Here is a 26,110-nt window from a genome sequence, read left to right on the forward strand (position 1 = left end):
GGCCGAGCGGAACCCGTACGCCTGGGCCACCGGGGCGGGCGGCCGTGAAAAAGCCCGGCGGCCCGCCACCGCCCTGCGGTAGAAACGCCCCATGCGCCCCCGCCCCGGTGAAGTCCTGCACTTTTCGGAGGACCCCACGATCGGCACGTTCGTGCCGCACGTCGCCAGGACCGCCCGGCAGGAGGAGGCGTACGTCTGGGCCGTCGACGCCGACCGGGCGCCGGACTACTGGTTCCCGCGCCAGTGCCCGCGGGCCATGGTCTGGTGCGTGCCGGGCACGTCCGCCGCGGACCGCGCGCGCTTCCTCGGGCCGGGCGGCGGCGAGCGGCTGCACGTGATCGAGTACGACTGGCTGGACCGCCTGCGTACCACCGAGCTCTTCGCCTACCGCCTCCCGGCTGCCGCCTTCCGCCCGTTCGGCGAACCGGTGCCGAGCGCGGTCGTGGCGACGGAGCCCGTCGTACCGCTCGGGCCGCCCGAACCGGTGGGCGACCTGCTGAAGCTGCACCGGGACGCCGGGATCCAGCTCCGGGTGCTCGACAACCTCCGGGGCTTCTGGAGCGCGGCGGTCACCAGCACGCTGGGGTTCAGCGGCATCCGCCTGCGCAACGCGAAGCCGGCCCCGGGGGACGGTACGGCAGCGGCGGGTACGGGCCCGGAGCCGCCCGCGCGGACGCCCCCTCCCGTACGCGTACGCCGCCGTCTCAGTCCACCCAGGTGACCCCCGGCCCGGCAGCCGCCCGTCTCACCCCACCCGGGTGACCGTCAGCTCCCCGTCCGCGTACTGCTTGCGCAGCACCTTCTTGTCGAACTTGCCGACGCTGGTCTTCGGTACGGCCGCCACCGCCGTCCACCGCTCCGGGAGCTGCCAGCGCGCCACCCGCCCGCCGAGGAAGGTCCGCAGCTCCTCGAAACCGGCGCTCGCCCCCTCCCGCAGCACCACGGCGGCCAGCGGCCGTTCGCCCCACTTCTCGTCCGGTACGGCCACCACCGCGGCCTCCGCGACCTCCGGGTGGGCCATCAGGTGGTTCTCCAGCTCGACCGAGGAGATCCACTCGCCGCCGGACTTGATGACGTCCTTGGCGCGGTCGGTCAGGGTCAGGTAGCCGTCCGGCGTGATCGTGCCGACGTCGCCGGTGCGCAGCCAGCCGTCGGGGCTGAACTTGTCCTCGGGGCGCAGGTCGGCGCCGTCCGCGCCGCCGTAGTACGCGCCCGCGATCCACGGACCCCGTACCTCCAGCTCGCCCGCCGACTCCCCGTCCCACGGCAGGTGTTCGCCGTCCGGGCCGACCAGCCGGGCCTCCACCGAGGCGGGGAAGCGGCCCTGCGTCGCACGGTACGCCCACTCCTTTTCGCCGCTCACGCCGGCCGGCGAGTGCGAGACCGAGCCGAGCGGGGACGTCTCGGTCATGCCCCAGGCGTGTACGACGCGCAGTCCGTGGCGTTCCTCGAAGGCGCGCATCAGTGCCGGGGGACACGCGGAACCGCCGATGACGACGTTGCGCAGCGAGGTGACGTCGCGCTTCGTGGCGTCCAGCTCGCCGAGCAGGCCCTGCCAGATGGTGGGCACGGCGGCGGCGACGGTCGGCCGTACCGTCTCGATCATTTCGGCGATCGGGCCCGGCTGGAGGAAGCGGTCGGGCATCAGCAGGGAGGCGCCCGCCATGAAGGAGGCGTGCGGCAGGCCCCAGGCGTTCACGTGGAACATCGGGACCACCGGCATGGCGATGTCCTTGCCGCCCAGGGCGAACGCCTCGGCGTTGTTGACCTGCATGGAGTGCAGGTAGAGAGAGCGGTGGCTGTAGGCCACGCCCTTCGGGTCGCCGGTCGTGCCGGAGGTGTAGCAGAGCGCGGCGGCCTGCCGTTCGTCGAGCTCCGGCCAGTCGTAGTGCTCCGGACGGCCGGCGATCAGCTCCTCGTACTCGTGGACACGCGGCCGGACGCCTTCCAGCAGGGAACGGTCGCCCGCCCCCGCCACGACGACGTGCTCGACCGTCGGCAGGTGCGGGAGCAGCGGCGCCAGCAGCGGCAGGAGGGTGCCGTTGACCAGGACGACGCGGTCGGCGGCGTGGTGGACGATCCAGATCAGTTGCTCGACGGGGAGGCGCAGGTTGAGCGTGTGGAGGACGGCACCCATGGAGGGGATGGCGAGGTACGCCTCCAAGTGCTCGGCGTTGTTCCACATGAGCGTCGCCACCCGCTCGTCGCCGTCGACGCCCAGTTCGTCACGGAGCGCGTGGGCGAGCCGGGCGGCGCGGGCGCCGATCTCCGCGTAACTGCGGCGGTGCGGCTCGCCGTCACCGGTCCAGGTGATCGCCTCGGCCTTCCCGTGGATCGTTGATCCGTGCGTCAAGATCCTCGAAACGAGCAGGGGTACGTCTTGCATCGTGCTCTGCACCGGGAGCCTCCCCATAGGGTGCGCCTGTTACGCGCGGGTAAGTTCCTGGTGATTGTCCTGGTGTTTCTCGCGGTATGTCACTACCCGGCCCGTACGGATTCGGCCGTTGTCCGGGTGCCCGGCGGCCCTCCGCACCGCCGGTGAGCGGTACGGAGGGGGTGCCGCCATGCTCCTGGGGTACGGCTCGATCAGGCCATCTTCGCCATGTCGGGCAGAGCGGCTTCGCCTCTTCCGCCCCGGTCGAGCGCGAACCACACCCCCTTGCGCCGACGGGTGTCGATGTTGGGCCGGTACACGCCCCACCGCGACGCCAGCGCTTCGACCAGGTGCAGGCCACGCCCCGACCCGTCGTCGAGCAGCGCGGGCAGGCTGAGGAGCCGGCTGCGCGGGGCGTCGTCCCACACGGCCACGCGTACGGATGTGGGGTGCACGGTCACGTCGAGGCGTACGACGGCCGTGTCGGTGTGCAGGTGTACGTTCGTGACCAGCTCACTCACCAAGACGCGTACGTCGTCGACGAGTTCGGCGTTGCCGGTCAGGGTCATCAGGTCGGTCACGACGGCTCGGGCGATCCCCGGCGCGGTGGCCCGGTTGAGCAGATCGAACCGGAACGAGTCGCGTGCGACGGGGGGTGCGGGGGCTGGTTTCGGGGGTGCGAGAGTCATGGCTACGTCTCCCAACGCGAGGATGCGCGCTGCCCGCTGCCGTGGCCTGGCCACTCCCCAGGTGCGCTCCCAAAGGGCGCGCGAGTGACTGCACTTCGGCTGAGCCGACGCGTGGCGCGGTACTGAGAAGGACGGTAGTGGCAACCATGCTCCGTAGCAAGGATGCCCACTCATACTGGTGACGACTGGTCGACCCGTGACACCGTTGCACGGCAGACTCAAGGAAAAGTGGGGACGGTGACATGCCAGCGAGGGACAACCCGACCGCACGGCAGGCGCGTTTGGGTGCCGAGCTGCGGAAGATGCGCGAGGCCGCAGGCAAGACCGCACGCGAAGCAGCCGGCCTGCTGTCGACCGACCAGGCCAAGATCAGCCACATCGAGGCCGGACGGATCGGCGTCTCGGTCGAGCGCCTCACCCGGCTCGCCACCTTCTATTCCTGCGATGACGCCGCGCTCATCGACGCCCTTTGCGCGATCGCGACGGAACACCGAGGGCAGTTCTGGTGGGACGAGTACCGCGGCCGGCTCGCGCCGGGCTTCCTGGACATCGCCGAGCTGGAACACCACGCGACGCGCATGCGGTCCATGCAGTCGGTGAACATCCCGGGGATATTCCAGACGGAGGAATACGCGCGCGCCATCCACCACGGACACATTCCGGCCCTGCCGCCCGACGAGATCGACACACGTGTCGAGTACCGCATGCGCCGACGTAGCGTCCTCGAACGCGCCGCCCCGCCCCGCTTCACCGCCGTCATCCACGAGGCAGCGCTGCGTATGCGGTTCGGCGGACGCAAAGTGGCACGCGCCCAACTCGAATACCTGGTCACCGTGTCCGAGTGGCCGAACGTGGAGGTCCGAGTGCTGCCGTTCACGTGCGAAGACTTCATCGAGGCCACCCAGCCCGTACTGTACGCAAACGGCGTCGTGCCACGGCTGGACTCGGTTCAGATCGACAGCGCTTTCGGAGGACGCTTCCTGGACGCCGAAGTCGAATTGAAACGGTACCGGGCCCTGCTCGACACCGCCGAGAGAGCAGCACTCGGAACCGAGGAATCCCGCAATCTCATCCATCACATCGCGCGAGAACTGTGAGACATCCAAGCATGGGACAGCAGTGGCAGAAGTCGTCGTTCTCCGGAGCAGGGGGCGAGAACTGTGTCGAGATAGCCACGAGGGGAGAGGCGATCTTCATTCGTGAGAGTGACGAACCGAACGTCATAACGGTCGCCGACCGGAGCAAGTTTGCGGCACTTCTCGCAGGCGTCAAAGCCGGGGAATTCGATCACCGACCGTAAGCAAGGCGCGTGACCAGCAAGTAGGCCCCTCGCACCAAACGGTGGAGGGGCTTTGTCCTATGCCGAGTGGCAATGATGCTCCGTAGCACCCTTGCGGCGGGCTGACGCGTACCGCTACGGTCGCAGCGCGTCGCCGCTCCAGGACCGAAACCGCAAGGGCATGGTTCGGCGTACGCGCCCCTCCCCGTCGGGCTGATTTCTCCAAGCAGGTGCGTCGGGGAGGGACCCAGCCCCGCCCGTGGCCCCGGCCGCTCCACCCCCTACCACGCGCTACGCGCGCTCCGCAGCAGAAAATCAGGAGTCTCGCGCCGTACGGTCGTGGCAGCCTGGAGGTATGGGGACGATGGTGGGAACGGTGACCACACTGTGGCGCTATCCGGTGAAATCGCTGCTGGGTGAGGAGGTTCCGGACGTTTCGGCGGACGCCCGCGGGCTGGCGGGGGACCGTGCGCTCGCCTTGGTGCACCAGGTGTCCGGCCAGGTCGCCAGCGCGAAGAACCCACGGTTGTGGCGCGACTTGCTGAAGTTGCGGGCCGAGATCATCGACGGTGCCGTACGGATCACGCTGCCGTCCGGCCGCACCGTACGGTCCACCGACGCGCACGTGGACCGTACGCTCTCCGCCCACCTCGGGCAGTCCGTCACCCTCGCCGACGCCCCGCCCGAGAAGGCCACCCTGGAACGCTCCCGCCCCGAAGAGGTACTGGCCGCCGGCGCGGCGGCCGAGGTGGAGCACGAGACCCTGGAGATCGCCTCGCAGGCTCCGCCCGGCACCTTCTTCGACTACGCGCCGCTGCACCTGATCACCCGCGCCACGCTCGACCGGATCACCGAACTCGGCCCCCGGGCCACCACCGTCGAGGCCGAGCGCTACCGCCCGAACGTCGTGATCCGTACCGAGGCCGCCGGCTTCGTCGAGAACGACTGGCCCGGCCGCGAACTGCGCATCGGCGACGAACTCACCCTCCGGGTCGTGGCCCGGACACCGCGCTGCGCCGTACCGACGCTGGAGCACGGCAGGCTGCCGCGCGACCCGGACGCGCTACGGGTACCCGCGCGCCACAACCGGGTGGTGCCGATGGAGACCATGGGTCCGCAGCCGTGCGCGGGCGTGTACGCGCAGGTCGTACGGCCGGGACGGATGCGCCAGGGGGACGCCGTCCGGCTGGTGTGAGGCTGTACGGGGGCGGCGGGCCGGCAGCGAACGGGTGCTACGCCGCCACCGACAGTTCCGGGTCCTCGCGCAGCTTGGCCAGGGCCCGGGAGACCGCGCTCTTGACCGTACCGACGGAGACCCCGAGCACCTCCGCCGTCTGCGCCTCGCTCAGGTCCTCGTAGTAGCGCAGCACGACCATGGCGCGCTGCCGCGCCGGCAGCCGCAGCACCGCCCGCCACATCGCGTCCCGCAGCACCTGGGCCTCGGCCGGGTCGGGCGCCGGCACCGGGTCGGGCTCGGGTATCTCCTCGCAGGCGAACTCGTCGACCTTGCGCTTGCGCCACTGCGAGGTGCGGGTGTTCAGCAGGGCGCGGCGCACATAGCCGTCCAGCGCCCGGTGGTCCTCGATCCGCTCCCACGCCACGAACGTCTTGGTCAGCGCGGTCTGCAGCAGGTCCTCGGCGTCGCTCGGGTTGGCGGTGAGCGAGCGGGCGGTCCGCAAGAGCACCGGCCCGCGGGCCCGTACGTACGACGAGAACGACGGGAACACAGCGGCGCGGGAGGCGCTGGTGCACACTGGCGTGGTCATGCTCCAACGCTAGAAGCGCGGAACACCGCGAGGGATCGCCCACAGGTGCCGATGCCCCCTCCCCCTCAAGTTGTACGGGTGGGGTTCCCCCTACCTCCTAAAGGCGGACAGCCGCTCGTCCCTCCTCAGGGTGCCCGTCCCCCTTTCGTCAGAGCTCCGGCGCCCGCGCGCCGGAACCCCGCCCGGCCTCCCGGACCGCCGCCCTACCGGATCACGGCCACCGGTGCGTCCACCCGGTTGCGGTCGATGGTCATCTTGCGGCCGCCGTGCGTCTCGGCGACATTGCCCGCGTACTGGTGGATCCGCCGGTGCGGACGCCACGCCGAAGCGGACATCTCGGGCTCGCCGTACAGGTTCGGCTTGGAGTGCCACCGCGCGAACCACATCACCGACGGCAGGTCGCGCGTACCGGCGCGCCGGGCCCGCTCGATGTGCCGTACGCCGGAGTCGGCACTGCTGTAGAAACCGGGCACGTAGCCCTGGCGGACCGTCTCCCGGTTCCAGGCGCGGATGTACTCCAGCGTCTTACGCGTACAGGCCGCGTCGCGCAGGTTGTACGCCTCCATGTCCAGGTACAGCGCGCTGTCCGGGGCGATGCCCAGCGCCTGGGCCCGGCGTACCGCGTCCTGCGCCTCGCCGGTGCCCACCTGCACCGGATCACTGCCGATGGTCACCTTGCGCTTGTGCTTGTTGACCACGCAGGGCGCCTGGGAACCGACGTACAACGGCAGCAGCCGCCAGCCCGCGCGGTGGGCGGCGCGTACCCAGTCCCGGGTGAGGTTGGGCTGGTTGGGGCAGGCCCGGCCGCGCCCGCCGAAGTAGACGCCGACGCCGCGGTACTTGGAGCCCTTCCAGGCCGCCAAGGTGCTCAGCGAGGGTGTCTTGCAGGTGTCGAACGCCCAGCCCTGGAACACGTTCGGGCCGCGTGGCCCGGCCCGGTCGGGCTCCGCGCCGGCGGCCGGTGCGAGGAGTGTGGCCAGCAGACCGAGCAGGCTGGTCAGGGCGGCGGTGAGCAGGACGGCGGGGCGCAGCGCACACCGTCGGATGATCTTGTTTGTGGTTCCCATATCCGGAGTCAAAGTGGGGGCGCGGTGCGCCGCGCGCGGGACACGCCATCGGCCGCACGCATTCAGCCTTCCGAGTGTCTTTTCGGCACGGTGTTCGAAGGGACGTTCCGGCGGCTTCGGTCAGCCGTCCGCGCCGAGCACCAGCCCGGAGGTCGGTACGCCCGTACCGGCGGTGACCAGCACACCGGCGGCGCCGGGCACCTGATTGACCGAGGTGCCGCGGAGCTGCCGTACCGCCTCCGCGATCCCGTTCATGCCGTGCAGATACGCCTCGCCAAGCTGCCCGCCGTGCGTGTTGAGCGGCAGCCTGTCCGCCGCGACGAAGTCCGCCGCCTCGCCCGGCGCGCAGAAACCGAACTCCTCCAGTTGCATCAGTACGAACGGTGTGAAGTGGTCGTAGAGGATGCCGACGTCGATGTCCGCCGGGCGCAGCCCGCTCGTCCGCCAGAGCTGCCGCGCCACGACGGCCGACTCCGGCAGGCCGGTCAGCCCGTCCCGGTAGTAGCTGGTCATCTGCTCCTGGGCCCGGCCGGCCCCCTGTGCCGCGGCCCGGATCACGGCGGGCGGTCGCCGCAGGTCACGGGCGCGTTCGAGCGAGGTGACGACGAGGGCCTGGCCGCCGTCGGTCTCCTGGCAGCAGTCGAGCAGCCGCAGCGGCTCGACGATCCAGCGGGACGCGGCGTGGTCGGCGAGGGTGATCGGCCGGCCGTGGAAGTACGCGGCGGGGTTGCGCGCCGCGTGCCGCCGGCCGACGACCGCGACCTGCCCGAACGCCTCCGGAGTGAGCCCGTACGCGTACAGGTACCGCTGTGCCGCCATGGCGACCCAGGAGGCGGGCGTCAGCAGCCCGGCAGGCAGGTTCCAGCCGAGCGCCGCGCCCTCGGCGGACGGCTCGCGCCGCTGCACACCGGCACCGAACCTGCGGCCCGAGCGCTCGTTGAACGCCCGGTAGCAGACGACGACTTCGGCGATCCCGGCCGCGACGGCGAGGGCCGCCTGCTGGACCGTGGCGCAGGCCGCGCCGCCGCCGTAGTGGACGCGCGAGAAGAAGGACAGTTCACCGATACCGGACGCCTGGGCGACGGTGATCTCGGGGCTGGTGTCCATCGTGAAGGTGACCATGCCGTCGACGTCACCGGGGCCGAGCCCGGCGTCGTCCAGAGCGGCCCGTACGGCTTCGACGGCCAGCTTCAGCTCGCTGCGGCCGGAGTCCTTGGAGAACTCGGTGGCCCCGATGCCGGCGACGGCGGCCCGGCCGTTGAGGGTGTCCGCGCGGTGGAGGGTCATGGGGTGGGCTCCGGGGTGGGCGCCTGAGCGGGCGCGTGCGCGGGGGCGGTGACGGTCACCGTGCCGGTGACGTGGTGGCCGAGGGCGTTGGTGCCCACCACCCGTACGTCCGTCGCGTCACCGTCCCGGGCGAGGACCGTGCCGCGTAACTCCATGACGTCGTCCGGGTAGTTGGGCGCGCCCAGCCGGATCACGACCTTGCGGAGTACGGCGCGGGGGCCGAAGAAGTCGGTGATGTAGCGGCCGACGAGGCCGTTCGTGGTCAGGATGTTCATGAAGATGTCGGGAGAGCCTTTGGCCTTGGCCGCCTCGGCGTCGTGGTGGACGTCCTGGTAGTCACGGGAGGCGATCGCGCCCGAGACGATCAGGGTGCGGGTGACGGGGACGGTCAGTGGGGGCAGTTCGTCGCCGGGCTTCAGCGGTCCCGGCCTCCCGCTGAAGACGGGCAGTACGAGGTCCTCGTCCACCGTCCGGAACTCCAGCCGTACGGGCATCCCGATCCGCACCTCCGCCGGGGGCACGCCGACCAGCCCGGCCACCACCCGTACCCCTTCCGCCAGTTCGACCAGGCCCACCGCGTACGGCGGGTCGAAGGCCGGAAAGGGCGGATGATGCATCACGACGTACGAGAAGACCGTGCCGGAACCGGCGGCCGCCACGGTGTCCCACCCCTCGCCGCCACAGGTGTTGCACCCCGGGAGCCAGGGGAAGCGCAGCGTCGCGCAGTCCGTGCAGCGCTGGATGAGCAGTTCGTGGCGGGCGACTCCGGCCCAGAAACCGGCGTTGTCGCGGTTGATCACGGGGCGGGGGTGGGTGCCTCGATCGCCGGCCCCCGATGACCGAAAACGGCCGTTCCGGGTGACCGGGTCCCGGCGTGCGGCGGGTGCGTACTTGAGGATACGGAAACGGTGCGTCCCGGCCGGTTCGCCGTCCGCCCGTACGTCCATCCGCGTCGTGACGAAGTACCCCGCCCCCAGCTTCGTCGTCTTGCGCGGGGACACCGACTCGATGACGGAGTCGAAGGTGATGCGGTCGCCGGGACGGAGCGGACGCAGATACTCCTGCTCGCAGTCGGTCGCGACGACGGAGGTGCAGCCGGCCTCGTCCAGCAGGGCGAAGAGCGCCTCGTGCGCCGCCGAGCGGCCCGGGTGCCCGGAGAGGCCGCCCATCGTCCACGCCTGCAGCATGGTGGGCGGGGCGACGGCGCCGGGGCCCCGGTACGCGGGGCCGGTGTCGCCCATGGCCTCGCACCAGTGCCGGATCATCGGCTCGTTGACGGGGTCCTTGCCTTCGCCGACGGTCACGGCGGGCTGGCCCACGAAGGGCTTCAGCCGGGCGTACAGGTCGTCGGCGGCGCTTTCTTCGGAGCTTTCGTCGGAGCTTTTGCCGGAGGCCTCGTCAGCACCTCCGGACCCGCGTGCGCCACTAACTCGTCCCGTTCCCGCGGCCGTTGTGCCCGCGGCCGTTGTGCCAGCATCCGCACCCACTCCCGCTCCTTCCCCCGCCACACTCCACTCTCGCCTTTGAAGAGTTTCTGACTGTCCGTCAGCACGCCTTCGAAGTCAAGAGCGAGCGGCCCACTCCCGCGCCGACCCGGCTCGTCGCCGCCACATGCCACCCGCTGCCTGCCGGGCCGCCGTTGTCGGCGTGCGCCACCCCGGCGAAGAGGGGCGCCGCGCAGGGCAGGGCGGCGAAGGCAGCGAGGCGCGAAGGGTGCGAACGCGCGCCATGACGTCATGCCGTTCCTCCTCTCATGGGGCACGCCCGACCATTCCCGACGACGGGGCCGGCAGGCGCTGCACGACGACTGCCCCGACCTGCGGCGCAACATTCCCGCACCTTTCCGGCCTTTCCCGGCCGAGAGCCCATGCACCCCTTCCCTGAATCGAACGCGCATACGAAAATAGCCCCATGGCCTCTCCCCACCTCCCCGCCACCGGAAGCCATCCCTCCCCCTCCGGCACCTGCCTCGGTGACCGCCCTGACGACCGCTCCAGCGGCCACCCTGACGACCGTCCCGGCGGCCGCTCCGGCGACCTCCCCACCCGGCGTCCCGCCCAGTCCCCCCGCCCCGCCCGGCCCGCTCCCCGAGGTGACGCCCACGCCACGGCCCTCACCCACGCTCTCGTCGCGGCCGGCCGCGGCTACTCCGTCCTCCCGCTCACCCGCGCCAAACTCCCCGCCGTACGCTCCCCGCACCACGCCGACCCGACCCCCACCCCCTGCCGCGGCGACTGCGGCCGCCCGGGGCACGGCATCCACGACGCGACCTCGGACCCGCTCGCCGTCCGCCGCCTCTTCGCGGCCGCACCTTGGGCCACCGCGTACGGCATCGCCTGCGGCGTCCCTCCGCACCACCTCATCGGCATCGACCTGGACACCAAGAACGGCGCGGACGGCCTCACCGCCCTGCAACTCCTCGCCGCACAACACCGCTTCACCCTCCCGCCCACCGTCACGGTCCGCACCCCGAGCGGCGGCCGCCACCTCTACTTCTCCGGCCCGCCGGCCCCGCCCGTACCCAACTCCGCAGGACGCCTGGCCCCGGGCATCGACATCCGCGGCACCGGCGGCTACCTGGTCGGCCCCGGCTCCCGTACCTCCCGCGGCGAGTACCGCCTCGCCCCCGGCACCCCACGGCTCCCCGCCCCGGCACCGGCCGCCCTCACCGCCCTCCTACCGCCCCAGTCACCGCCCCACCCGCACCCCCACTCCCTCCACCACCCGTCCGCCCTGCCCTCACCTCCCCCGCACCCCAACCCGGCCCCCGCCCTGCTCCGCTTCGTCCGCACCTCCCCGGACGGCCAGCGCAACGCCCGCCTCTTCTGGGCCGCCTGCCGCGCCTACGAATCCGGCCTCGGCCAGGAAATGGCCACCGCCCTGACCACCGCAGCCCTCCACACCGGCCTCACCGAACGCGAAGCCCGCGCGACGATCGCTTCGGCGGCCCGGCATTGAGGGCAAGAACTGAGCCATTGTTACGTCGGCCCTGTGGCGGGTCGCCAATGGTCACGGCTCACGCGAACCGGCCAGGTACAGCTGGTCGGCCGAGACGTGCGGCACCGCCTCACCCCCGTCGCAGATCCTGCTGACCTGTGGGAGGCGAAGCCCACCGTGAACTGAAAGCGGCGACGCTCTGGCCAGCACCACGCCTGCGGACCGCTCGCCAAATCCCTTCTCCGAGCGCGCCGACTCGCGCCCCGGAACTGGCCGATAGGGGTGGTTACTTGAGTGACACCCGTCGCCCCGTGTTAGTGCACTGCGTAACCTTCACGAACGCAGCCAAGGCAGCAGCTTCGGGGGGACGCATGACACATTTCAAGAGGCTCGTATGTCTGGCCAATTCCCGCAAGGGCGGGGGGCGATGTGTCGCGGGCTTAATTCCCGATACAGGGCGTTGGATACGCCCGGTCAGCGCACGTACGAACCACGAGATATCCCAAGAAGAGCGGCAATACAAGGACGGAACAGACCCGAGAGTACTCGATATCATCGACGTCCCGTTACTCCGACACCAACCGATCAGCTACCAGAGCGAAAATTGGCTCCTCGACCCCCACCGCCGCTGGGTGAGAGCGGGCAGGGCCGAGTGGCACCAACTGCTGACGATGGAACAGCACCCGGACACTTTATGGGTCAACGGGCACAGCACACCCGGGCGCCTTCACGACCGAGTTCCCACGGAACAAGCCGTCACTTTGCGCGACTCTCTCAAGCTCATCCGCGTGAGCCGCATAACGTTGCGCATACGCACCTCGCGCACGAGTCACGGCGAGGCGAAGCAAGCCGTGGACGCCGTGTTCCGGCACACCGGCCGCCTTTACATCGTGCGAGTAACCGACCCCGAGTACGAACAGTCATACCTGAACAAGTACGGAAAGGTACACGAACTGGGTGAATCGTTTATCACGGTGAGCCTCGGCGAAGAGTTCAAGGGCTATGCTTATAAATTAGCGGCATCCATCATCGAGCGATCGAAGGTCGAAGCAGGCAGCAAGCCATGACAACAAGTACCGTGTTCACAGTCGGCCACTCCACGCACAGCATGTCACAGTTTTCAAGCCTGCTTCAGAAACATGAGATCACGGCAGTCGCCGATGTGCGGTCGGCGCCCGCCAGCAGATTCACCCCCCAGTTCAACCGGCACTCGGTGATGCGCGCCCTGCACGACGTCGGCATCAAATACGTCTTCCTCGGCAGAGAACTCGGAGCACGCACACCGGACGCCGCTTGCTATGTCGGCGGCCAGGTGCAGTTCAGCCGTCTCGCACGAACTCCTGAATTCATCAGCGGCATCGAACGCCTGCGGAATGGTGCACAGAGTGAGCGGATTGCCGTCCTGTGCGCCGAACAAGAACCTCTCGACTGCCATCGTTGCATACTCGTGGCGCGAGTTCTCGAAGAATGCGGAATCACCGTCCAACATATTCACAGCGACGGACACGTCGAGAGTCACGCCATGGCAATGCAACGCTTGATGGCCACCTTTGGGCTGGATCAGGCCGAACTGTTCCGCTCCCCGGTCGAACGACTCCAGGAGGCACTCAGCCGCCAGGAAAAGCGGATCGCATACGTCAACGAAGAGCTGAACACCGACGAGGTGCCGGAAAAATGAAACTTTACACGATCGGCTTCACAAAAAAACCGGCAGAGAAGTTTTTCGGTTTATTGCGTGAAGCCGGTGTGACGACACTGGTCGATGTGCGGCTGAACAATGTCTCACAATTGTCCGGTTTCGCCAAGCGCGACGACCTGAAGTACTTCCTCAGTCAGCTTTGCGGTGCGCAATACACCCACCGTGTCGATCTGGCACCGACCCAGGACATGCTCGACGGCTACAAGAGGCAAGGTGCCGGCTGGGCATCCTACGAAGCACAGTTCCTGGAACTGATGCAGACTCGCCAGATCGAGAACACCGTCCCGCAGGAACTACTCGACAACGCGGTCTTGCTGTGCAGCGAAGACAGCGCGGAGCACTGCCATCGCCGACTGGTTGCGGAATACCTCTCACAGCACTGGGACGACGTAACGATCGATCACCTGGCATGAGTCCCGGCCGCCACCACCCGGTGCGAGGACCAGCGGGCAGCACCGGAAAGCGAACGACCCCCGACCGAACTCGCTGGTCAGGGGCCGTTCCGTGCTGCTGAGCTGCGGAGGCTGTGGGATTTGAACCCACGGTGGGGGGTTACCCCACGACAGTTTTCAAGACTGTTCCCTTAGGCCGCTCGGGCAAGCCTCCCCGCGCACCGCCGTGACGGTGGCGCGGGGATCAGACTAGCGCGTCACTTGTCGCCCGTGCGTTGGCCCAGGGTCACCTGGGCGGTGTGCTCCTTGCCGCCACGCTTGTAGGTGAGGGTCACCTTGTCGCCCGGTTTGTGCTGGTAGATGGTGCTGATCAGGGTGGGGCCGCTGTCGATCACGGTGTTGTCGAGCTTGGTGATCGTGTCGCCGGGCTTCAGGCCCGCCTTGTCGGCGGGGCCGTTCGGGGTGATCGCGGCGGAGCCGTCGGCGCCGCCGTTCTGGGGGATGGTCGCGCCGTCGCCGGTGTCGCGCATCAGGACCTGCGCGCCGATCTGCGGGTAGACCGGCTGGCCCTTCCTGATCAGGTCGTCGGCGACCCGCTTGGCCTGGTCGATCGGGATGGCGAAGCCGAGGCCGATGCTGCCGGACTGCTGGCTCTCGCCGCCGAAACCGCCGCCGCCGTTGCCTGCGGACTGGATGGCCGAGTTGATGCCGATGACGCTGCCGGAGGCGTCCATCAGGGGGCCGCCGGAGTTGCCCGGGTTGATCGAGGCGTCCGTCTGCAGGGCACTCATGTACGAGGGGGTGGCGCCGCCGCCGTCGCTGGAGGCCACCGGGCGGTTCTTGGCGCTGATGATGCCGGTGGTGACGGTGCCGGAGAGGCCGAAGGGCGCGCCGATGGCGATCGTCGCGTCGCCCACCTGGACGTTGGCGGACTTGCCGAGCGGGAGCGGGACGAGGTTGGCGTCGGCGGGGTTCTTGAGCTTGATGACGGCGACGTCGTAGCCCTGGGCCCGGCCGATGACCTCGGCGTCGTACTTCTTGCCGTTGGAGAACGTGGCGGTCAGCTTGCCGCCCTGGGCCGCGCTGGCGACGACGTGGTTGTTGGTGAGGATGTGGCCCTGCTTGTCGTAGACGAAGCCGGTGCCGGTGCCGCCCTCACCGGTCGCGCCCTGCGCCTCGATCGTCACGACGCTGGGCAGCGCCTTCTGCGCTATCCCGGAGACCGAGGTGGGCTTGCGGTTCAGCGCCTCCGGGTCGCCGGAGGCGGAGACCGTCGTGGAGTTCGTGTCGGAGCGGTTGGCGGCCCAGAAGCCGATGCCGCCACCGATGCCGCCGGCCACCAGCGCGGCGACGAGTACGGCGGCGACCAGGCCGCCGTTGCGGCGCTTCTTCGGCGCGGGCGCGCCCGGGGCGCCCCACACGCCGTCCGGGCCGCCCGCGCCGCCGCCTCCGTAACCGGGCGGGGGGCCGCCCCAGCCGCCCGCGGAGGCGCCGTGTGCCGCCGTCGCGTACGGAGGCGGCGTGGTCGTGTGGTGGGTGGGGGCACCTGTGGGCGCGCCCTCGCCGCCGGGGTAAGGGTGGCCGCCCGGGTGAGGGCCGTCCTGCGGGGCTGTGGGCTGGGAGAACTGCTGCGTACGGTCGGGGGCGCCGGGCTGGGTGCTGTCCGCCGGGCCCGCCTGGCCGGTCGGGGCCGTAGGGGCGGACGAGCCCGTCCGGCCGGCCGTCGGTGCGAAATCCGGCGGCGGGGGCGCGGAGTGCGGAGTGGCGGCAGGAGCGGGGGTGGAAGGCGTTCCGGGGGCGTCGTGCGCCCCCGCTGCGCCCGGCGCATCGTGCGCCGTTGTGGCGCCCGGCGCGTCCGGTGTGCCCGGCGCGCCCGCCGTGTCCCGTGCGCCCGCGCCGTCCGCCGGACGCGCACCGGACTCGGGTGCGCTGTCGGACGCCTGGGGCGCCGACGGCGGCTGGGCCTCCGGCGGGACGGCGGCGCCCTCGTTCTCGGTGCTCACGGCTCTCTCCTCAGCTTCACGACGGTGCCGGGCCACGGCCCGGCCTCTCCTTCAGGATGCGGTTCGGTGTCCAGGATGCGGTGCGCAACCCTGGCGTACGGGCTACGGGCAGGCGGTACCGGCGACTGTCACAGGCGCAAGCCTTTCCCACCGCGCGTCAGGGCGCTGTAAGCCGAGGCTGTGACTGTCTCTCCATCCTTGATGTCGGACAAAAACGGCGCATCTATTGTTATGCGGATCAGGTAGTGCACAAGGCGTCCCTCCCGCGGGCGATGGCACGATAACCCGGTGACCACCGCGTACCCCCTCCGGGACCGCAGCCCGGGCTCATCCCCCATTTCCGTCGTAGCCCATCGTGGCGCGTCCGAGGACGCGCCGGAACACACCCTGGCCGCCTACCGCCGGGCGATCGAGGACGGTGCCGACGCACTGGAGTGCGATGTGCGGCTCACCGCCGACGGCCACCTCGTCTGCGTGCACGACCGCCGGGTCAACCGCACCTCCAACGGGCGCGGCGCGGTCTCCGCCCTGGAGCTGGCCGATCTGGCCGCGCTGGACTTCGGCTCCTGGAAGGAGGACGAGGACGCCACCTGGGAGGCGCCGGACCGCCAGCACGAGGACCCGGAACGCACTTCCGTCCTGACCCTGGAACGACTTCTCGAACTCGTGTCCGACGCCGGCCGCCGCGTCGAGCTGGCCATCGAGACCAAGCACCCCACCCGCTGGGCCGGCCAGGTGGAGGAGCGGCTGGTCGCCCTACTGGCGAGATTCGGCCACACCCGGGCGTCGGCCGAGGGGCCGCCACCCGTCCGCGTCATGAGTTTCTCGGCCCGCTCACTGCACCGCGTACGGGCCGCGGCCCCCGACATCCCTGGTGTCTACCTGATGCAGTTCCTGACGCCGCGCCACCGCGACGGGCGGCTGCCACCCGGTGTGGGCATCGCGGGACCGGGCGTCCGGATCCTGCGCGCGCACCCCGACTACGTGTCCAAGGCGCACCGCGCGGGCCACCAGGTGCACGTCTGGACCGTCAACGACGAGGCGGATGTCGAGCTGTGTGAACGCCTGGGAGTGGACGCAATCATCACCAATCGCCCCAAACAGGTACGAGCCCAACTGGGTCTCGGATAGCGGGCGTCACGGGGAGTGCACCGGCGCATTCGGCCCGTATTCGATCGTTACGAGTGCGTCACCGCACCTGGACTGGCCGGTTTCCGGTCCAGGCCATTGGGGCATTCATCCCGTGGCGTGGGGCGAAGGAGGTCTCGGGGGTGGCGTTGATGGTGGCACAAGAGGTGCCGACGGCGTCGGTCATGGCCGTACCCCATGGTCCGTCGGGGGTCGGGGTGGCCAGGCGGCGCATGCGTGCCGAGCTGCTGGCGAGCGGCGTTCAGGACACGGTCGTCGACGACGCGGTACTCATTCTTTCCGAACTGTTGAGCAATTCGTGTCGGCATGCACGTCCGATATGCGGGCTGGAGACACCGGGTTCCGTACGGGAGCCCGCCCACGACGGGGCGCCGGACGCGATACGCGCGGCGTGGCGCATCGACGGACACGGCCAGTTGACCATCGCGGTCACTGACGGCGGCGGCCCGACCCGGCCGCAACCGGCCACTCCGTCGGTCACCGCCAAGGGAGGCCGCGGGCTGGCGATCATCCGGTCCCTCGCCAAGGAATGGGGCGTGGAGGACACGGAGGGTGAGGTGACGGTCTGGGCTCTGCTCGCCCTGCACGGCCTCCGCAGCGCGTTCGCTACGCGCGTGGACCTCCCCGTCGAGCTGGCCGCCGACTTCTCCGGCGGGGGGCTCAACGGACTGCCCACCGGGCGGGCCAACGGCGTTCTGCAAGGGCGGGCTTCCGGACGTCAGCGGCCCGAGCGGGCAGCGGCGGCACCGGAGCGGGCCGGGAGACCGGCCACGGCCACGGCCACGCGTCGCGAAGAGTCGGCCGCCGGGCGGGAGAGCGCCGCGTCCGGATGGGAAACCGCTGCATCCGGCTGGGAGACCGCCGCATCCGGGCTGGAGGCCGCGTCCGGGCGGGACATGGTGCCTGGGCAGGGCACGACTGTCAGGGCGGCACTGTCGTTGGTGGAGTGCGACCGCTCGAACGGCTGAGGGGGCAGACGGGCTCCGAGCCCTCGGCCCCCAGGCTCGGGTCCGGGCCGGGCCCGGGCCGCCCTCATAGGCCACGCCCCCCGACGGGCGCCCCGGCGTCCGCCTCGGCCTACGCGCCCCGCCGCCGTCCGTACGCGCCGCACCGTACCCCCGCCGTCCCGGGCGCCGACCCGGCGATACGGCGGCGAACGGTCGCCCGGACCAATTCCGTTGCACCGCGCGGCCGTGGGCGGTGGACGAACGGCGGGCAGGCGGTGGACGGGCAGCGGGCGGACCGTCCGGGGACAGCGGCCGGGGCGCCGTGCCGCCCCCTTCCTGAGCAGCACGCGGCCCCGCCTCGCAGCGCGCGCCGCGAGGCGGGGCCCAGTCGTCTAGGCTCGCGCCGGAACGCGTCCGTACGCCCAGGATCGACCAGGAGAAAGCCTCGCCATGGCCAAGAAGCGCCGTCCCCAGACCAAGGCCGCAGCACCGCAGATCAAGGACGGCGAGATTCCCGTCGTCGGGGCGCGCGAGCCCTGCCCCTGCGGCTCGGGCCGCCGCTACAAGGCGTGTCACGGCCGGAGCGCGGCGCACGCCGTCACCGAGCTGGTGCAGCGCCCCTTCGAGGGCCTGCAGGGCGAGTGCGACTGGGTCGCACTGCGGGAGCTGGTGCCCGCCGCCACCGTCGAGTTGAAGCTCAAGGACGGGCTGCCCGAGGGCGTGCCGTCGGTGACGCTGGCGACCGTCCTGCCCATGGCCTGGCCCGCGCTGCGCCGCGACAACGGCGCCGTCCTGCTCGGCCTGCAGAACGACACCGCCTCGGGGGACCTCAGCCGCGACCTCGCCGACACGCTGCGCCGCGCGCTGGCCGCCGAGCCCGGCACGCCGGTCGCCGCCGAGCGCGCCGCGGCGGACGGCCCGCGTCTCCAGGACCTGCTGGACCCGGCCGCGCCCTTCGAGCCGCAGGTGCACTCCGGCTTCGAGTTCTGGGTGGAGGACGCCGAGAACGCGACGGGCGAGGTCGCCGCTTCCCTGGAGCGGGCCAACGCCGCCGCCATCCCGACCGCCCGGCTGGACGGCCTGGAGGGCGCCTACTGGTGCGAGACGCCCGAGAAGAACCACCTGCGCTGGGTGATGGACCACCCGGAGGAGAAGCTGCTGGACGCGCTGGCCCGGCTGCACGCCGCCGGTACGTCCTCGCTCGGCGAAGGCACCCGTCTGGTCGGTTCGTTCCGTGCGCACGGCCTGGTCGTGCCGGTCTGGGACCTGCCCTCCGGGACGAGCGCCGACGACGTGGCCAAGCCGGCCGCCGCCTTCGCGGAGCGGCTCGCCGCGGCGCTCGACACGGACGCCCCGCTGACGCCGGAGGAGCGCCGTGCCCGCGGTGGCCTCACCAACCGCCAGGTGACGCTGAGCTGACCGTGCCCCGAGGGGCGCGGAACGACGTTCCGGGCGTGACTCCGGTCACAAGTCGCGGTACCGACCGGTAAATACGCGTCCGGAATTCCACGATCGAATTTGCGAACCGCCGATCTCTTGTTACCGTTCTAGGAGCCCGGTCGCTGGTGCATCCCCCGTCGCCAGCGACCGGGCGCTTCCATGCCCGCGTCCGACCGGACCGGCAGGCCGCCCCGGCGCCGCGAGACCGCCGCGGGGCACCCTCCCGCGAGACCGGCCCACCGCGCCCCCTGTGCGCCCGCCTCAGGCCTGCCGCGTACTTCCTGTCGCCCCGCATCACCGACAAGGCCGTCGGCCCCCGTCAGGGCCCGTACCGGCCGCTTCGGACGCCGCCGGCGGCCCGCCGTCGTGCCGGCCCCACAGCGTGCACCCACCGCTCCCGCGCCGTCATTGGTCCGAACCACCGGCATCCGGCGCGGCGTTGCTGCCGGAGCGCAGCAGCTTGCGCTCGCCCCGCGCGTCGGAGACCTCCGCGACCGCGATGTACGACGCCGGGTCCCCGCCGACCGTCGCCTCCCGCGGGGTTTCGCAGGTGGCGGGCTCGTCACCGGCCGGCAGGTCGCAGTGCGCCTGTACGGTCCGGCCGTCCGGCCGCAGCAGGGACAGGACGGCGTGCAGGGGCTTGCCGGAGGTGTTGCGGTAGTACGTGCGCCCCCAGGTCAGGCCGTCCTCGGAGAGAACACACGTCTGAGCTTCCACTCCTTCGGGTGCGGCGAGTTCGGGGCCGCATCGGGTGGTACGACGACCGTCGGCCACCTCAGGGGCATCGGCCGTCGTCCGGGAACCGGTACGGGAGCGGGAATCGGTACGGGAATCGGCATGCGCCCCCGTACGGGGGCCCGCGTGCGCGCCGCGGGACGGGGCCGGGGCCGCATACGGGTCCGGCGCGGCGGACGCCCTCGTACCGACCGGAACATCAGCGTCCGGATGTGTAGCACTCGCGGAGTCATCGGCCGCCGACCGATCGGATTCGGCCGGACCGGCGGTCGCGGCCGCCAGCGGCAGCGCGACGGCGAGCGCGACCGTGCTCGCCAGCGCGATCATGCGGAGGTTCGGCGCACGCTCCATGGGGCCACCTGGATCTGTCAGGGCGACGGAGTTGACCGCCGGATCGACGGTGCGCCGAACATATCGGCCCGGAACGGGCACATATCGGGCCCGTACCCCCGAATCCCCGCCAACACCGGGCAGCTCACACCCGTACGAGTGAATCGCCCGCGCGTCCTTTGTCCTCACCGAGCGGCGGGAGGGAGTTCGGAGGGCGCGGGCGGGAGAGGGAGCCCCGCGGCGGAAGGGAGCGGGAAGGCGCCGGGCGGGCGCCGCAGCGTGCGCGCCCGGCCGAACGGTTCGGTACGGCGAGCCGGTCGAACCGGTCGAGCCGGTACGCGCGTCAGTACGCGAGCCGGCTGCCGCCGTCCGGCGCGCTGGTGCTCGCGGTGACCAGGGCGTCCACGATCGTCTCCACCCGCGGCAGCCAGGGCGCGGCCGGACCGGTGCCCGGCGACCGCTCCCAGCGCACCTTGCCCGCGCCGATCTGCGAGGGCGGCAGCACCACGTAGCCGCCCTCGCTGTGAAAGCGCAACGAGCTGGGCACCCAGTCCCGGGAGTGCAGCAACTCGCCCAGTTCCGCGAGGGAGTACGGGGCGACCAGCAACGACCATCGGGTGGGGGTGGCGACGACCGGGCCGGTCCGGACACCGAAGTGGTCCAGGGCGGTCAGCGCCTGCGCCCCGGCGACGGCCGGCAGGCTCAGCGCGCAGGGCGCGCGGCCGCCGGTGGCCAGCAGGAGGGGCGCGGTCGGCCGGTTCGTCCACCACCAACGCACCATGCGGGCATCGGTCGTGGCGGCGAACAGCCCGGGGTCGAAGGGGTGCGCGCCGGGCACCACACAGTCCGGGTCCGGGCAACTGCACGGGCGCGCCCCGCGCTCGGCACGCCCCCGTCCACCGGGCGGCTTGCCGCCCGCCGGTTTCCCGCCGGTCCGCAGTCCGACGCCCGGGAGTACGGGCCACTGCCACTCGGTGGCGCAGTGGAGCGCCGCACCGAGCAGCGCCGACCTTCCGCCGCGCCGGAGCTGGAGCTTGCGTCGCCTTCCGAGGATCTCGCGCATGAGCGCTCGTTCCTTTCCGTTAACGCCGAGGGCTATGTCCATCGCACTACATGCCGGTTCATGCCGCTTCATGCCGCTTCATGGCGTTGTTCGGTGGCTCCTGCGAACCCCTGACGCCACGTGGATCTCTGGTCACTGCGTGTACGGAGCAGCGCATCACGCCATACGCCGAGCGTGGAACGTGGCGGAGGGTGGCGCACGCATGGCGCTTGCTGTCCCGTGAAGCAGATCCGCCACTTGGGGGTGCGGTGCGGCGCGGTCGTCGCCGTGTTAGACGCCCGTGCCCGTCGGAGAGTTCCGGCGCGGACCCAACTGTCTCCGCGCCTTTCCGAGTACGTACCCGCCATGGTGGTGATGACGCACTGTCGAACGTCGCCAGTCGACCTCAAATTGACGTTCGGGGGGATATTTTCCGGCCAACTTCCTCGTCACGTGGACACCACAAACCCCATGGGGACAATGCTGGACATCGTGTCACTGCGGCGTGTACATGTGGAGGCATTGATAGCGGAGCAGCATGACATGGGGGTTTGCGATGCTATTGAGGAAATTGAGCAGTTCGACACACTACTCAACAGCACTCAACAAAACGCCGCAGCCCGCCTCAACATGCGGCCTGACCTGGGGTTTCACCCGGTCCTACGTAAGCCGTCGGCCATGACCGCCCCGCACGTTCCGAAAGTGGCTGGAATCGAACCAGCACTTCCCGCCCCCACGCACACTGCCGAGTCCGCAACCGCATCAGCCCCGGCGGACACCCCGCCCGAGTCCCGCCGCACGGCCGTACAGGACCGCCTCGCCGGGTGGATCTCCGACCTCACCACGCTGCACGGTCTCACCGAGCAGCTGGCCCGTACGCGGACGCTCGACGCCGCCCTCCAGGAGCTGCTGCGCGCCGGCGCCTCCCTCGTGGGCGCCCGGCGCGGGCTGGTGGTCCTCGAACCGTCCGACGGCCTCGGGCCGGACACCACCGTCGGCCTCGGGCTCGGCCGGGCGGACATCGGCCACATCGAGACCGTGCCGCGCCGCGCGCAGTCCTTCGGCCGGATCCTCGACAGGCTGCCGGTGACGGACGGGCTGACCACGCAAGACGGCCCGGCCACGCGCGACGGACTGGCAACGCGATGCGGCCCGCTCACGCAAGACGGCCTGCCCACTGACGGGTGCCCGGCCGGCGCACCCGCCGGCCACGGTGCGGACGGCTCCGGACCGAACGGCCTACAAGGCGGCGCGGTGGCGGGCAGCGGGCGCACGGACAGCCCCGGCCCGGACACCCCCGGACCAGACGGCCCCGGACCAGCCGCCCCCGGCCCGGACGGCTCCGGCTGTGTCGCCTGCGGGCGCGGCCACATCGCCCAGCCGGACATCCCCGGCGAGCCCGGCCTCGACCCCCGGCTGCGGGAGGTCGCCGCCCGCCTCGGATACGCGGCCAGCTACGCCGTACCGCTGGAGGCCGGCTCCGTCGGCCGGTTCGGCGCGGCGGTCTGGCTCTACGACGAGCCCGCCGCACCCGCCGAGCGGCAGCGTCACCTCGTCGGCCGCTACCTCGCGTACGCCACCGAACACCTCGCCCGCCTCCTCGAACTGCACCGCCAGCGGCAGACCGTGGCCACGCTGCGCGACGAGCTGCTGCCCAGCAGGCTGCCCCGGGTCCCCGGTGTACGGCTCGCGGTACGGCACAGCTCCGGGCCGCTCGGCGGCGGCGACTGGTACGACGCGCTGCCGCTGCCGGACGGCGCGCTGGGCCTGGCGGTCGGCTCCGTCACCGGCTCGGGCCCGGGCGCGGTGGCCGCCATGGGGCGGCTGCGGGCCTCGCTCCGCGCATACGCGGTGATGGAGGGCGAGGACCCGGTCGCGGTCCTCTCCGACCTGGAACTGCTGCTGCGGCTGACCGAGCCGGCCCGCAGCGCGACGGCCCTGTTCGCGTTCGCCGAGGCGCCGCCGGGCGTACCGGGGGCCGGAGCCGGTACGGGAACGGGAGCCGGTACGGGAACAGGGGCCGGTACGGGAGCCGGACCGGGCCCCGGCCCGGGTACGCCCGCACCCGCCGTGCCGGGCGGCGCGGCCGGGCGCCGGATCGTGCTGGCCGGGGCGGGGCACTGCCCGCCGTTGATCATCGGTGACCGCCGTACCGAGTACGTGGAGACCTCGCTGTCCGCACCGCTGGGCATGCTGGCGTGCTGGGAGGCGCCGAGCGTGGAGCTGCGCCCCGTGCCAGGAGAAACCCTTCTGCTGTACAGCGACGGGCTGCTGCGCCGCACCGGCGAGCCGATGGACCGCGCCTTCGCCCGGCTGCACGCCGCCGCCGCGGGCGTCCCCCGGGCCGTACGCCACGACCCCGAGGCCCTGACGGACCACCTGCTGCGCACCCTGCTGCCGGAGGGGCTGGACGCCCCGGAGTCCCCGGAGGACGTGGTGCTGCTCACGGCGTACTTCGAGTGACGGCAGAGCCGCGCGGGCGGACCGCCGCGCGCCCGGAGTGTCTGACAGCTCACCGCTTCCGACCCCTGGACCCCGTTCTTTCCGCACTTACGATGGAATGTGGTGCAGTCGTACAAGGAGGCATAGTGACGGACGAGCTCACGCCGGGGACCCCGGGCGAGGACGAGCAGCCGATCAAGCAGCGGAAGAACGGCCTTTACCCGGGCGTATCGGACGAGCTCGCGAAGAACATGCAGTCGGGCTGGGCCGACACCGAGCTGCGCGGCCTGGAACCCGTCGAGCAGGCTCCGTACGCGGCCCGGCGGCGCGCGGCGCTGTCCCGCCGCTTCCCCGGTGAGCGCCTGGTGATCCCGGCGGGCAACCTGAAGACCCGCTCCAACGACACCGAGTACGGCTTCCGCGCCGCGACCGAGTTCGTGCACCTCACCGGTGACCAGACGGACGACAGCGTGCTGGTCCTGGAGCCCCGCGCGGACGGCGAGGGCCACGACGCGACGCTCTACCGGCTGCCCCGCTCCGACCGCGGGAACGGCGAGTTCTGGCTGGACGGCATGGGCGAGCTGTGGGTCGGCCGCCGCAACAGCCTGACCGAGGCCGCCGCGCTGCTCGGCCTGGACTGCGCGGACGTACGCGAGCTGCCCGACGCGCTGCGCGCGGCGAGCGGCCCGGTCCGGGTGGTGCGCGGTCACGACGCCGGCATCGAGGAGGCCCTGGCCGGCCAGATCACCGCCGAGCGCGACGAAGAGCTGCGGGAGTACCTCTCCGAGGCGCGCCTGGTGAAGGACGCCTTCGAGATCGGCGAGCTGCAGAAGGCCGTCGACTCGACCGTGCGCGGCTTCGAGGACGTCGTGAAGGTCCTGGACAAGGCCGAGGCGACCAGCGAGCGCTACATCGAAGGAACGTTCTTCCTGCGGGCCCGTGTCGAGGGCAACGACGTCGGTTACGGCTCGATCTGCGCCGCCGGACCGCACGCCACCACGCTGCACTGGGTCCGCAACAACGGCCAGGTGCGCTCCGGCGACCTGCTGCTGCTGGACGCGGGCGTGGAGACCACCAGCCTCTACACCGCGGACGTCACCCGTACGCTGCCGATCAACGGCACGTACAGCGACTTCCAGCGCAAGATCTACGACGCCGTGTACGAGGCCCAGGAGGCGGGCATCGCGGCGGTCAAGCCGGGCGCCGCGTTCCGCGACTTCCACGACGCGGCGCAGCGCGTGCTCGCCGAGAAGCTGGTCGAGTGGGGCCTGGTCGAGGGCCCGGCCGACCGGGTGCTGGAGCTGGGGCTGCAGCGTCGCTGGACGCTGCACGGCACCGGCCACATGCTCGGCCTGGACGTCCACGACTGCGCCGCCGCCCGTACGGAGACCTACGTCGACGGGGCGCTGGAGCCCGGCATGGTGCTGACCGTCGAGCCCGGTCTGTACTTCCAGGCGGACGACCTGACCGTCCCGGAGGAGTACCGCGGCATCGGCGTCCGCATCGAGGACGACATCCTCGTCACCGAGGACGGCAACCGGAACCTGTCCGCCGCGCTGCCGCGCCGCGCGGACGAGGTCGAGGCGTGGATGGCGGGGCTGACCGGGCAGCAGGGCTGACCGCGAGCCGGAAGCCGGGGCCGGCCCCGCAGGCGATCGCCACCGCCGTCGGAAGGCGGCCGGTGACTCCCCCGGGAGTCACCGGCCGCCTTCGGCGTTTCCGGGGTGCTGTCCGGCGCCCTCTGTGTTCCGTACGGCATCCGCCGGCGCGAAGACTCCGGCCCGTGCCGCCGCCCACGCGGCATCGGCGGCGCAGTCGGCCAGCCGCGCGTCGACCGGCCTGCGGGCGATCAGCAGCCGGTAGTAGAACGGCGCGCCCAGGGCGGCCACGACCTCGTCCGGGTCGGTGCCGTCGGGCAGTTCGCCGCGTGCCGCGGCACGGGGCACCATGCTGCCCGCCAGCCGCAGCCGCTGGTCGAAGAACTGCCGCAGCACGTCGGCGGCCTCGGGTTGGCGCGCGGCGGCGGACACCACCGCTTCCAGCAGTCCGCAGTAGCGCGGCTCCGTGTAGAAGGCGGCGATCGAACGGGCCAGTGCGCGCAGGTCACCACGGAGGGTGCCGGTGTCCGGGAGCGGAATCCCGCCACTCAGGTCGGCCATCAGCTCGCAGACGAGCCCTTCGACGGAGCGCCAGCGGCGGTAGATCGTCGCGACGTGGACGCCGGAACGCCGGGCCACCCCCTCCATGGTGAGCGCGGCGTATCCGCCCTCGCCCAGTTCTTCGAAGACCGCGTCCAGTACGGCTTGTCTCGTACGCGCGGTACGTCCCCCCGGCCGGGACGCTCCGGGAGGGTGCTGCGCTGTGCTCACGGCGGCTCCGTATTGCAGTGCGGGTTCAGGCCACGTATCGTCCAAACACGCTAACGCGAGTCGTCTCGCGTTAGGTCGGGTGTGCGTGGTTCCCGCGGCAATCGGGGACGCGGCGGGGGACGTCCTTCCCCTGCGGGACCGCGCGACCCGGCTCCGGGGGGCA

At 71.5% G+C, this 26,110-nt stretch carries 21 protein-coding genes, 1 tRNA gene and 2 pseudogenes; 13 read left to right on the plus strand and 11 right to left on the minus strand.

The genetic code is table 11. The annotated features are described in order from the left end of the window. The first annotated feature begins 91 nt into the window (after positions 1–91). Positions 92–721 carry a DUF6886 family protein gene (locus tag AB0A97_RS22765; protein ID WP_361152832.1) on the plus strand — a complete coding sequence of 210 codons (630 nt, stop codon included), beginning with the start codon at positions 92–94 and terminating at the stop codon, positions 719–721. 24 nt (positions 722–745) lie between these two features. Here the strand turns inward: AB0A97_RS22765 and AB0A97_RS22770 are convergent, their stop codons facing one another. Both AB0A97_RS22770 and AB0A97_RS22775 read right to left on the minus strand, forming a co-directional pair. After that, positions 746–2,398, minus strand: coding sequence for a long-chain fatty acid--CoA ligase (locus tag AB0A97_RS22770; RefSeq protein WP_361152834.1), 1,653 nt, complete (start codon positions 2,396–2,398; stop codon positions 746–748). Positions 2,399–2,586: 188 nt separating this feature from the next. Next, a complete protein-coding gene (locus AB0A97_RS22775) occupies positions 2,587–3,063 on the minus strand; it encodes an ATP-binding protein (RefSeq protein ID WP_361152836.1) in 477 nt (158 codons plus the stop codon). 242 nt (positions 3,064–3,305) lie between these two features. Here AB0A97_RS22775 and AB0A97_RS22780 point away from each other — a divergent pair, with 242 nt between their 5' ends. The 3 genes from AB0A97_RS22780 to AB0A97_RS22790 all read left to right on the plus strand — a co-directional run bounded on the left by AB0A97_RS22780 (position 3,306) and on the right by AB0A97_RS22790 (position 5,537). Next, a complete protein-coding gene (locus AB0A97_RS22780; RefSeq protein WP_361152839.1) occupies positions 3,306–4,160 on the plus strand; it encodes a helix-turn-helix transcriptional regulator in 855 nt (284 codons plus the stop codon). An 11-nt stretch (positions 4,161–4,171) separates the two neighbouring features. After that, the gene (locus AB0A97_RS22785) at positions 4,172–4,363 is read left to right on the plus strand and encodes a DUF397 domain-containing protein (RefSeq protein ID WP_361152841.1); all 192 of its coding nucleotides are present in this window, start codon (positions 4,172–4,174) and stop codon (positions 4,361–4,363) included. A 334-nt stretch (positions 4,364–4,697) separates the two neighbouring features. Then, complete coding sequence (locus AB0A97_RS22790; protein WP_361152843.1) at positions 4,698–5,537, plus strand: MOSC N-terminal beta barrel domain-containing protein; 840 nt, start codon at positions 4,698–4,700, stop codon at positions 5,535–5,537. A 37-nt stretch (positions 5,538–5,574) separates the two neighbouring features. Here the strand turns inward: AB0A97_RS22790 and AB0A97_RS22795 are convergent, their stop codons facing one another. From AB0A97_RS22795 to AB0A97_RS22810, 4 genes and pseudogenes are all read right to left on the minus strand, one after another. Then, positions 5,575–6,108 (minus strand): SigE family RNA polymerase sigma factor, encoded by a 534-nt coding sequence (locus AB0A97_RS22795; RefSeq protein WP_361152845.1) that lies wholly within the window; start codon positions 6,106–6,108, stop codon positions 5,575–5,577. Between the two features lie 203 nt (positions 6,109–6,311). Continuing rightward, entirely contained in the window at positions 6,312–7,175 is an 864-nt protein-coding gene (locus AB0A97_RS22800; protein ID WP_361152848.1) for a DUF1906 domain-containing protein, read from the minus strand. A gap of 120 nt (positions 7,176–7,295) precedes the next feature. Beyond that, positions 7,296–8,462, minus strand: a complete 1,167-nt coding sequence (locus AB0A97_RS22805; protein WP_361152850.1) for a lipid-transfer protein — start codon at positions 8,460–8,462, stop codon at positions 7,296–7,298. 437 nt (positions 8,463–8,899) lie between these two features. Continuing rightward, positions 8,900–9,805 (minus strand): annotated as a pseudogene (locus AB0A97_RS22810) (OB-fold domain-containing protein); the annotation flags it as partial. A gap of 568 nt (positions 9,806–10,373) precedes the next feature. On the opposite strand from AB0A97_RS22810, the gene AB0A97_RS22815 reads away from it, so the two are divergent. From AB0A97_RS22815 to AB0A97_RS22830, 4 genes are all read left to right on the plus strand, one after another. Then, positions 10,374–11,420, plus strand: coding sequence for a bifunctional DNA primase/polymerase (locus AB0A97_RS22815; protein WP_361152852.1), 1,047 nt, complete (start codon positions 10,374–10,376; stop codon positions 11,418–11,420). A gap of 767 nt (positions 11,421–12,187) precedes the next feature. Continuing rightward, positions 12,188–12,466, plus strand: coding sequence for a hypothetical protein (locus AB0A97_RS22820; RefSeq protein ID WP_361152855.1), 279 nt, complete (start codon positions 12,188–12,190; stop codon positions 12,464–12,466). Positions 12,467–12,477: 11 nt separating this feature from the next. Further along, complete coding sequence (locus AB0A97_RS22825; protein ID WP_361152857.1) at positions 12,478–13,077, plus strand: DUF488 domain-containing protein; 600 nt, start codon at positions 12,478–12,480, stop codon at positions 13,075–13,077. Continuing rightward, entirely contained in the window at positions 13,074–13,511 is a 438-nt protein-coding gene (locus tag AB0A97_RS22830; RefSeq protein WP_361152861.1) for a DUF488 domain-containing protein, read from the plus strand. The genes AB0A97_RS22825 and AB0A97_RS22830 overlap by 4 nt, the downstream gene beginning before the upstream one ends. 105 nt (positions 13,512–13,616) lie before the next feature. Here the strand turns inward: AB0A97_RS22830 and AB0A97_RS22835 are convergent. Next, a tRNA-Ser gene (locus AB0A97_RS22835) sits at positions 13,617–13,704 on the minus strand. A 43-nt stretch (positions 13,705–13,747) separates the two neighbouring features. Next, positions 13,748–15,493, minus strand: a complete 1,746-nt coding sequence (locus tag AB0A97_RS22840; protein ID WP_361152863.1) for a trypsin-like peptidase domain-containing protein — start codon at positions 15,491–15,493, stop codon at positions 13,748–13,750. A gap of 288 nt (positions 15,494–15,781) precedes the next feature. On the opposite strand from AB0A97_RS22840, the gene AB0A97_RS22845 reads away from it, so the two are divergent. From AB0A97_RS22845 to AB0A97_RS22855, 3 genes and pseudogenes are all read left to right on the plus strand, one after another. Continuing rightward, positions 15,782–16,624: a glycerophosphodiester phosphodiesterase gene (locus AB0A97_RS22845; protein WP_361152865.1), complete on the plus strand. Its 843-nt coding sequence runs from the start codon at positions 15,782–15,784 to the stop codon at positions 16,622–16,624. Positions 16,625–16,677: 53 nt separating this feature from the next. After that, a pseudogene (locus AB0A97_RS22850) lies at positions 16,678–17,220 on the plus strand (ATP-binding protein); the annotation flags it as partial. Between the two features lie 819 nt (positions 17,221–18,039). Further along, positions 18,040–19,008, plus strand: a complete 969-nt coding sequence (locus tag AB0A97_RS22855) for a DUF5926 family protein (protein WP_361152868.1) — start codon at positions 18,040–18,042, stop codon at positions 19,006–19,008. 426 nt (positions 19,009–19,434) lie between these two features. On the opposite strand, the gene AB0A97_RS22860 is transcribed toward AB0A97_RS22855, so the two are convergent. Both AB0A97_RS22860 and AB0A97_RS22865 read right to left on the minus strand, forming a co-directional pair. Further along, positions 19,435–20,115: a hypothetical protein gene (locus AB0A97_RS22860; protein ID WP_361152871.1), complete on the minus strand. Its 681-nt coding sequence runs from the start codon at positions 20,113–20,115 to the stop codon at positions 19,435–19,437. 322 nt (positions 20,116–20,437) lie between these two features. Then, entirely contained in the window at positions 20,438–21,157 is a 720-nt protein-coding gene (locus AB0A97_RS22865; protein WP_361152873.1) for a bifunctional DNA primase/polymerase, read from the minus strand. A 681-nt stretch (positions 21,158–21,838) separates the two neighbouring features. On the opposite strand from AB0A97_RS22865, the gene AB0A97_RS22870 reads away from it, so the two are divergent. Both AB0A97_RS22870 and AB0A97_RS22875 read left to right on the plus strand, forming a co-directional pair. Then, positions 21,839–23,599, plus strand: coding sequence for a PP2C family protein-serine/threonine phosphatase (locus AB0A97_RS22870; protein ID WP_361152875.1), 1,761 nt, complete (start codon positions 21,839–21,841; stop codon positions 23,597–23,599). 125 nt (positions 23,600–23,724) lie between these two features. Continuing rightward, positions 23,725–25,197 (plus strand): aminopeptidase P family protein, encoded by a 1,473-nt coding sequence (locus AB0A97_RS22875; protein ID WP_361152877.1) that lies wholly within the window; start codon positions 23,725–23,727, stop codon positions 25,195–25,197. Positions 25,198–25,275: 78 nt separating this feature from the next. Here AB0A97_RS22875 and AB0A97_RS22880 read toward each other — a convergent pair whose 3' ends face one another. Next, on the minus strand, positions 25,276–25,947 hold the full coding sequence (locus AB0A97_RS22880) for a TetR/AcrR family transcriptional regulator (protein WP_361152879.1): 672 nt from the start codon (positions 25,945–25,947) through the stop codon (positions 25,276–25,278). Positions 25,948–26,110 lie beyond the last annotated feature (163 nt).

The organism is Streptomyces sp. NPDC045470 (genome assembly GCF_040646595.1).
Lineage (GTDB): Bacteria > Actinomycetota > Actinomycetes > Streptomycetales > Streptomycetaceae > Streptomyces.

What these genes read in the sequence shown, in the direction of transcription:
- AB0A97_RS22795 (WP_361152845.1), bottom strand. Translation starts at nt 6,108, where the DNA reads ATGACCACGCCAGTGTGCACCAGCGCCTCCCGCGCCGCTGTGTTCCCG.
- AB0A97_RS22805 (WP_361152850.1), bottom strand. Translation starts at nt 8,462, where the DNA reads ATGACCCTCCACCGCGCGGACACCCTCAACGGCCGGGCCGCCGTCGCC.
- AB0A97_RS22830 (WP_361152861.1), top strand. Translation starts at nt 13,074, where the DNA reads ATGAAACTTTACACGATCGGCTTCACAAAAAAACCGGCAGAGAAGTTT.
- AB0A97_RS22790 (WP_361152843.1), top strand. Translation starts at nt 4,698, where the DNA reads ATGGGGACGATGGTGGGAACGGTGACCACACTGTGGCGCTATCCGGTG.
- AB0A97_RS22775 (WP_361152836.1), bottom strand. Translation starts at nt 3,063, where the DNA reads ATGACTCTCGCACCCCCGAAACCAGCCCCCGCACCCCCCGTCGCACGC.
- AB0A97_RS22800 (WP_361152848.1), bottom strand. Translation starts at nt 7,175, where the DNA reads ATGGGAACCACAAACAAGATCATCCGACGGTGTGCGCTGCGCCCCGCC.
- AB0A97_RS22865 (WP_361152873.1), bottom strand. Translation starts at nt 21,157, where the DNA reads ATGCGCGAGATCCTCGGAAGGCGACGCAAGCTCCAGCTCCGGCGCGGC.
- AB0A97_RS22860 (WP_361152871.1), bottom strand. Translation starts at nt 20,115, where the DNA reads ATGGAGCGTGCGCCGAACCTCCGCATGATCGCGCTGGCGAGCACGGTC.
- AB0A97_RS22855 (WP_361152868.1), top strand. Translation starts at nt 18,040, where the DNA reads ATGGCCAAGAAGCGCCGTCCCCAGACCAAGGCCGCAGCACCGCAGATC.
- AB0A97_RS22815 (WP_361152852.1), top strand. Translation starts at nt 10,374, where the DNA reads ATGGCCTCTCCCCACCTCCCCGCCACCGGAAGCCATCCCTCCCCCTCC.
- AB0A97_RS22780 (WP_361152839.1), top strand. Translation starts at nt 3,306, where the DNA reads ATGCCAGCGAGGGACAACCCGACCGCACGGCAGGCGCGTTTGGGTGCC.
- AB0A97_RS22785 (WP_361152841.1), top strand. Translation starts at nt 4,172, where the DNA reads ATGGGACAGCAGTGGCAGAAGTCGTCGTTCTCCGGAGCAGGGGGCGAG.
- AB0A97_RS22765 (WP_361152832.1), top strand. Translation starts at nt 92, where the DNA reads ATGCGCCCCCGCCCCGGTGAAGTCCTGCACTTTTCGGAGGACCCCACG.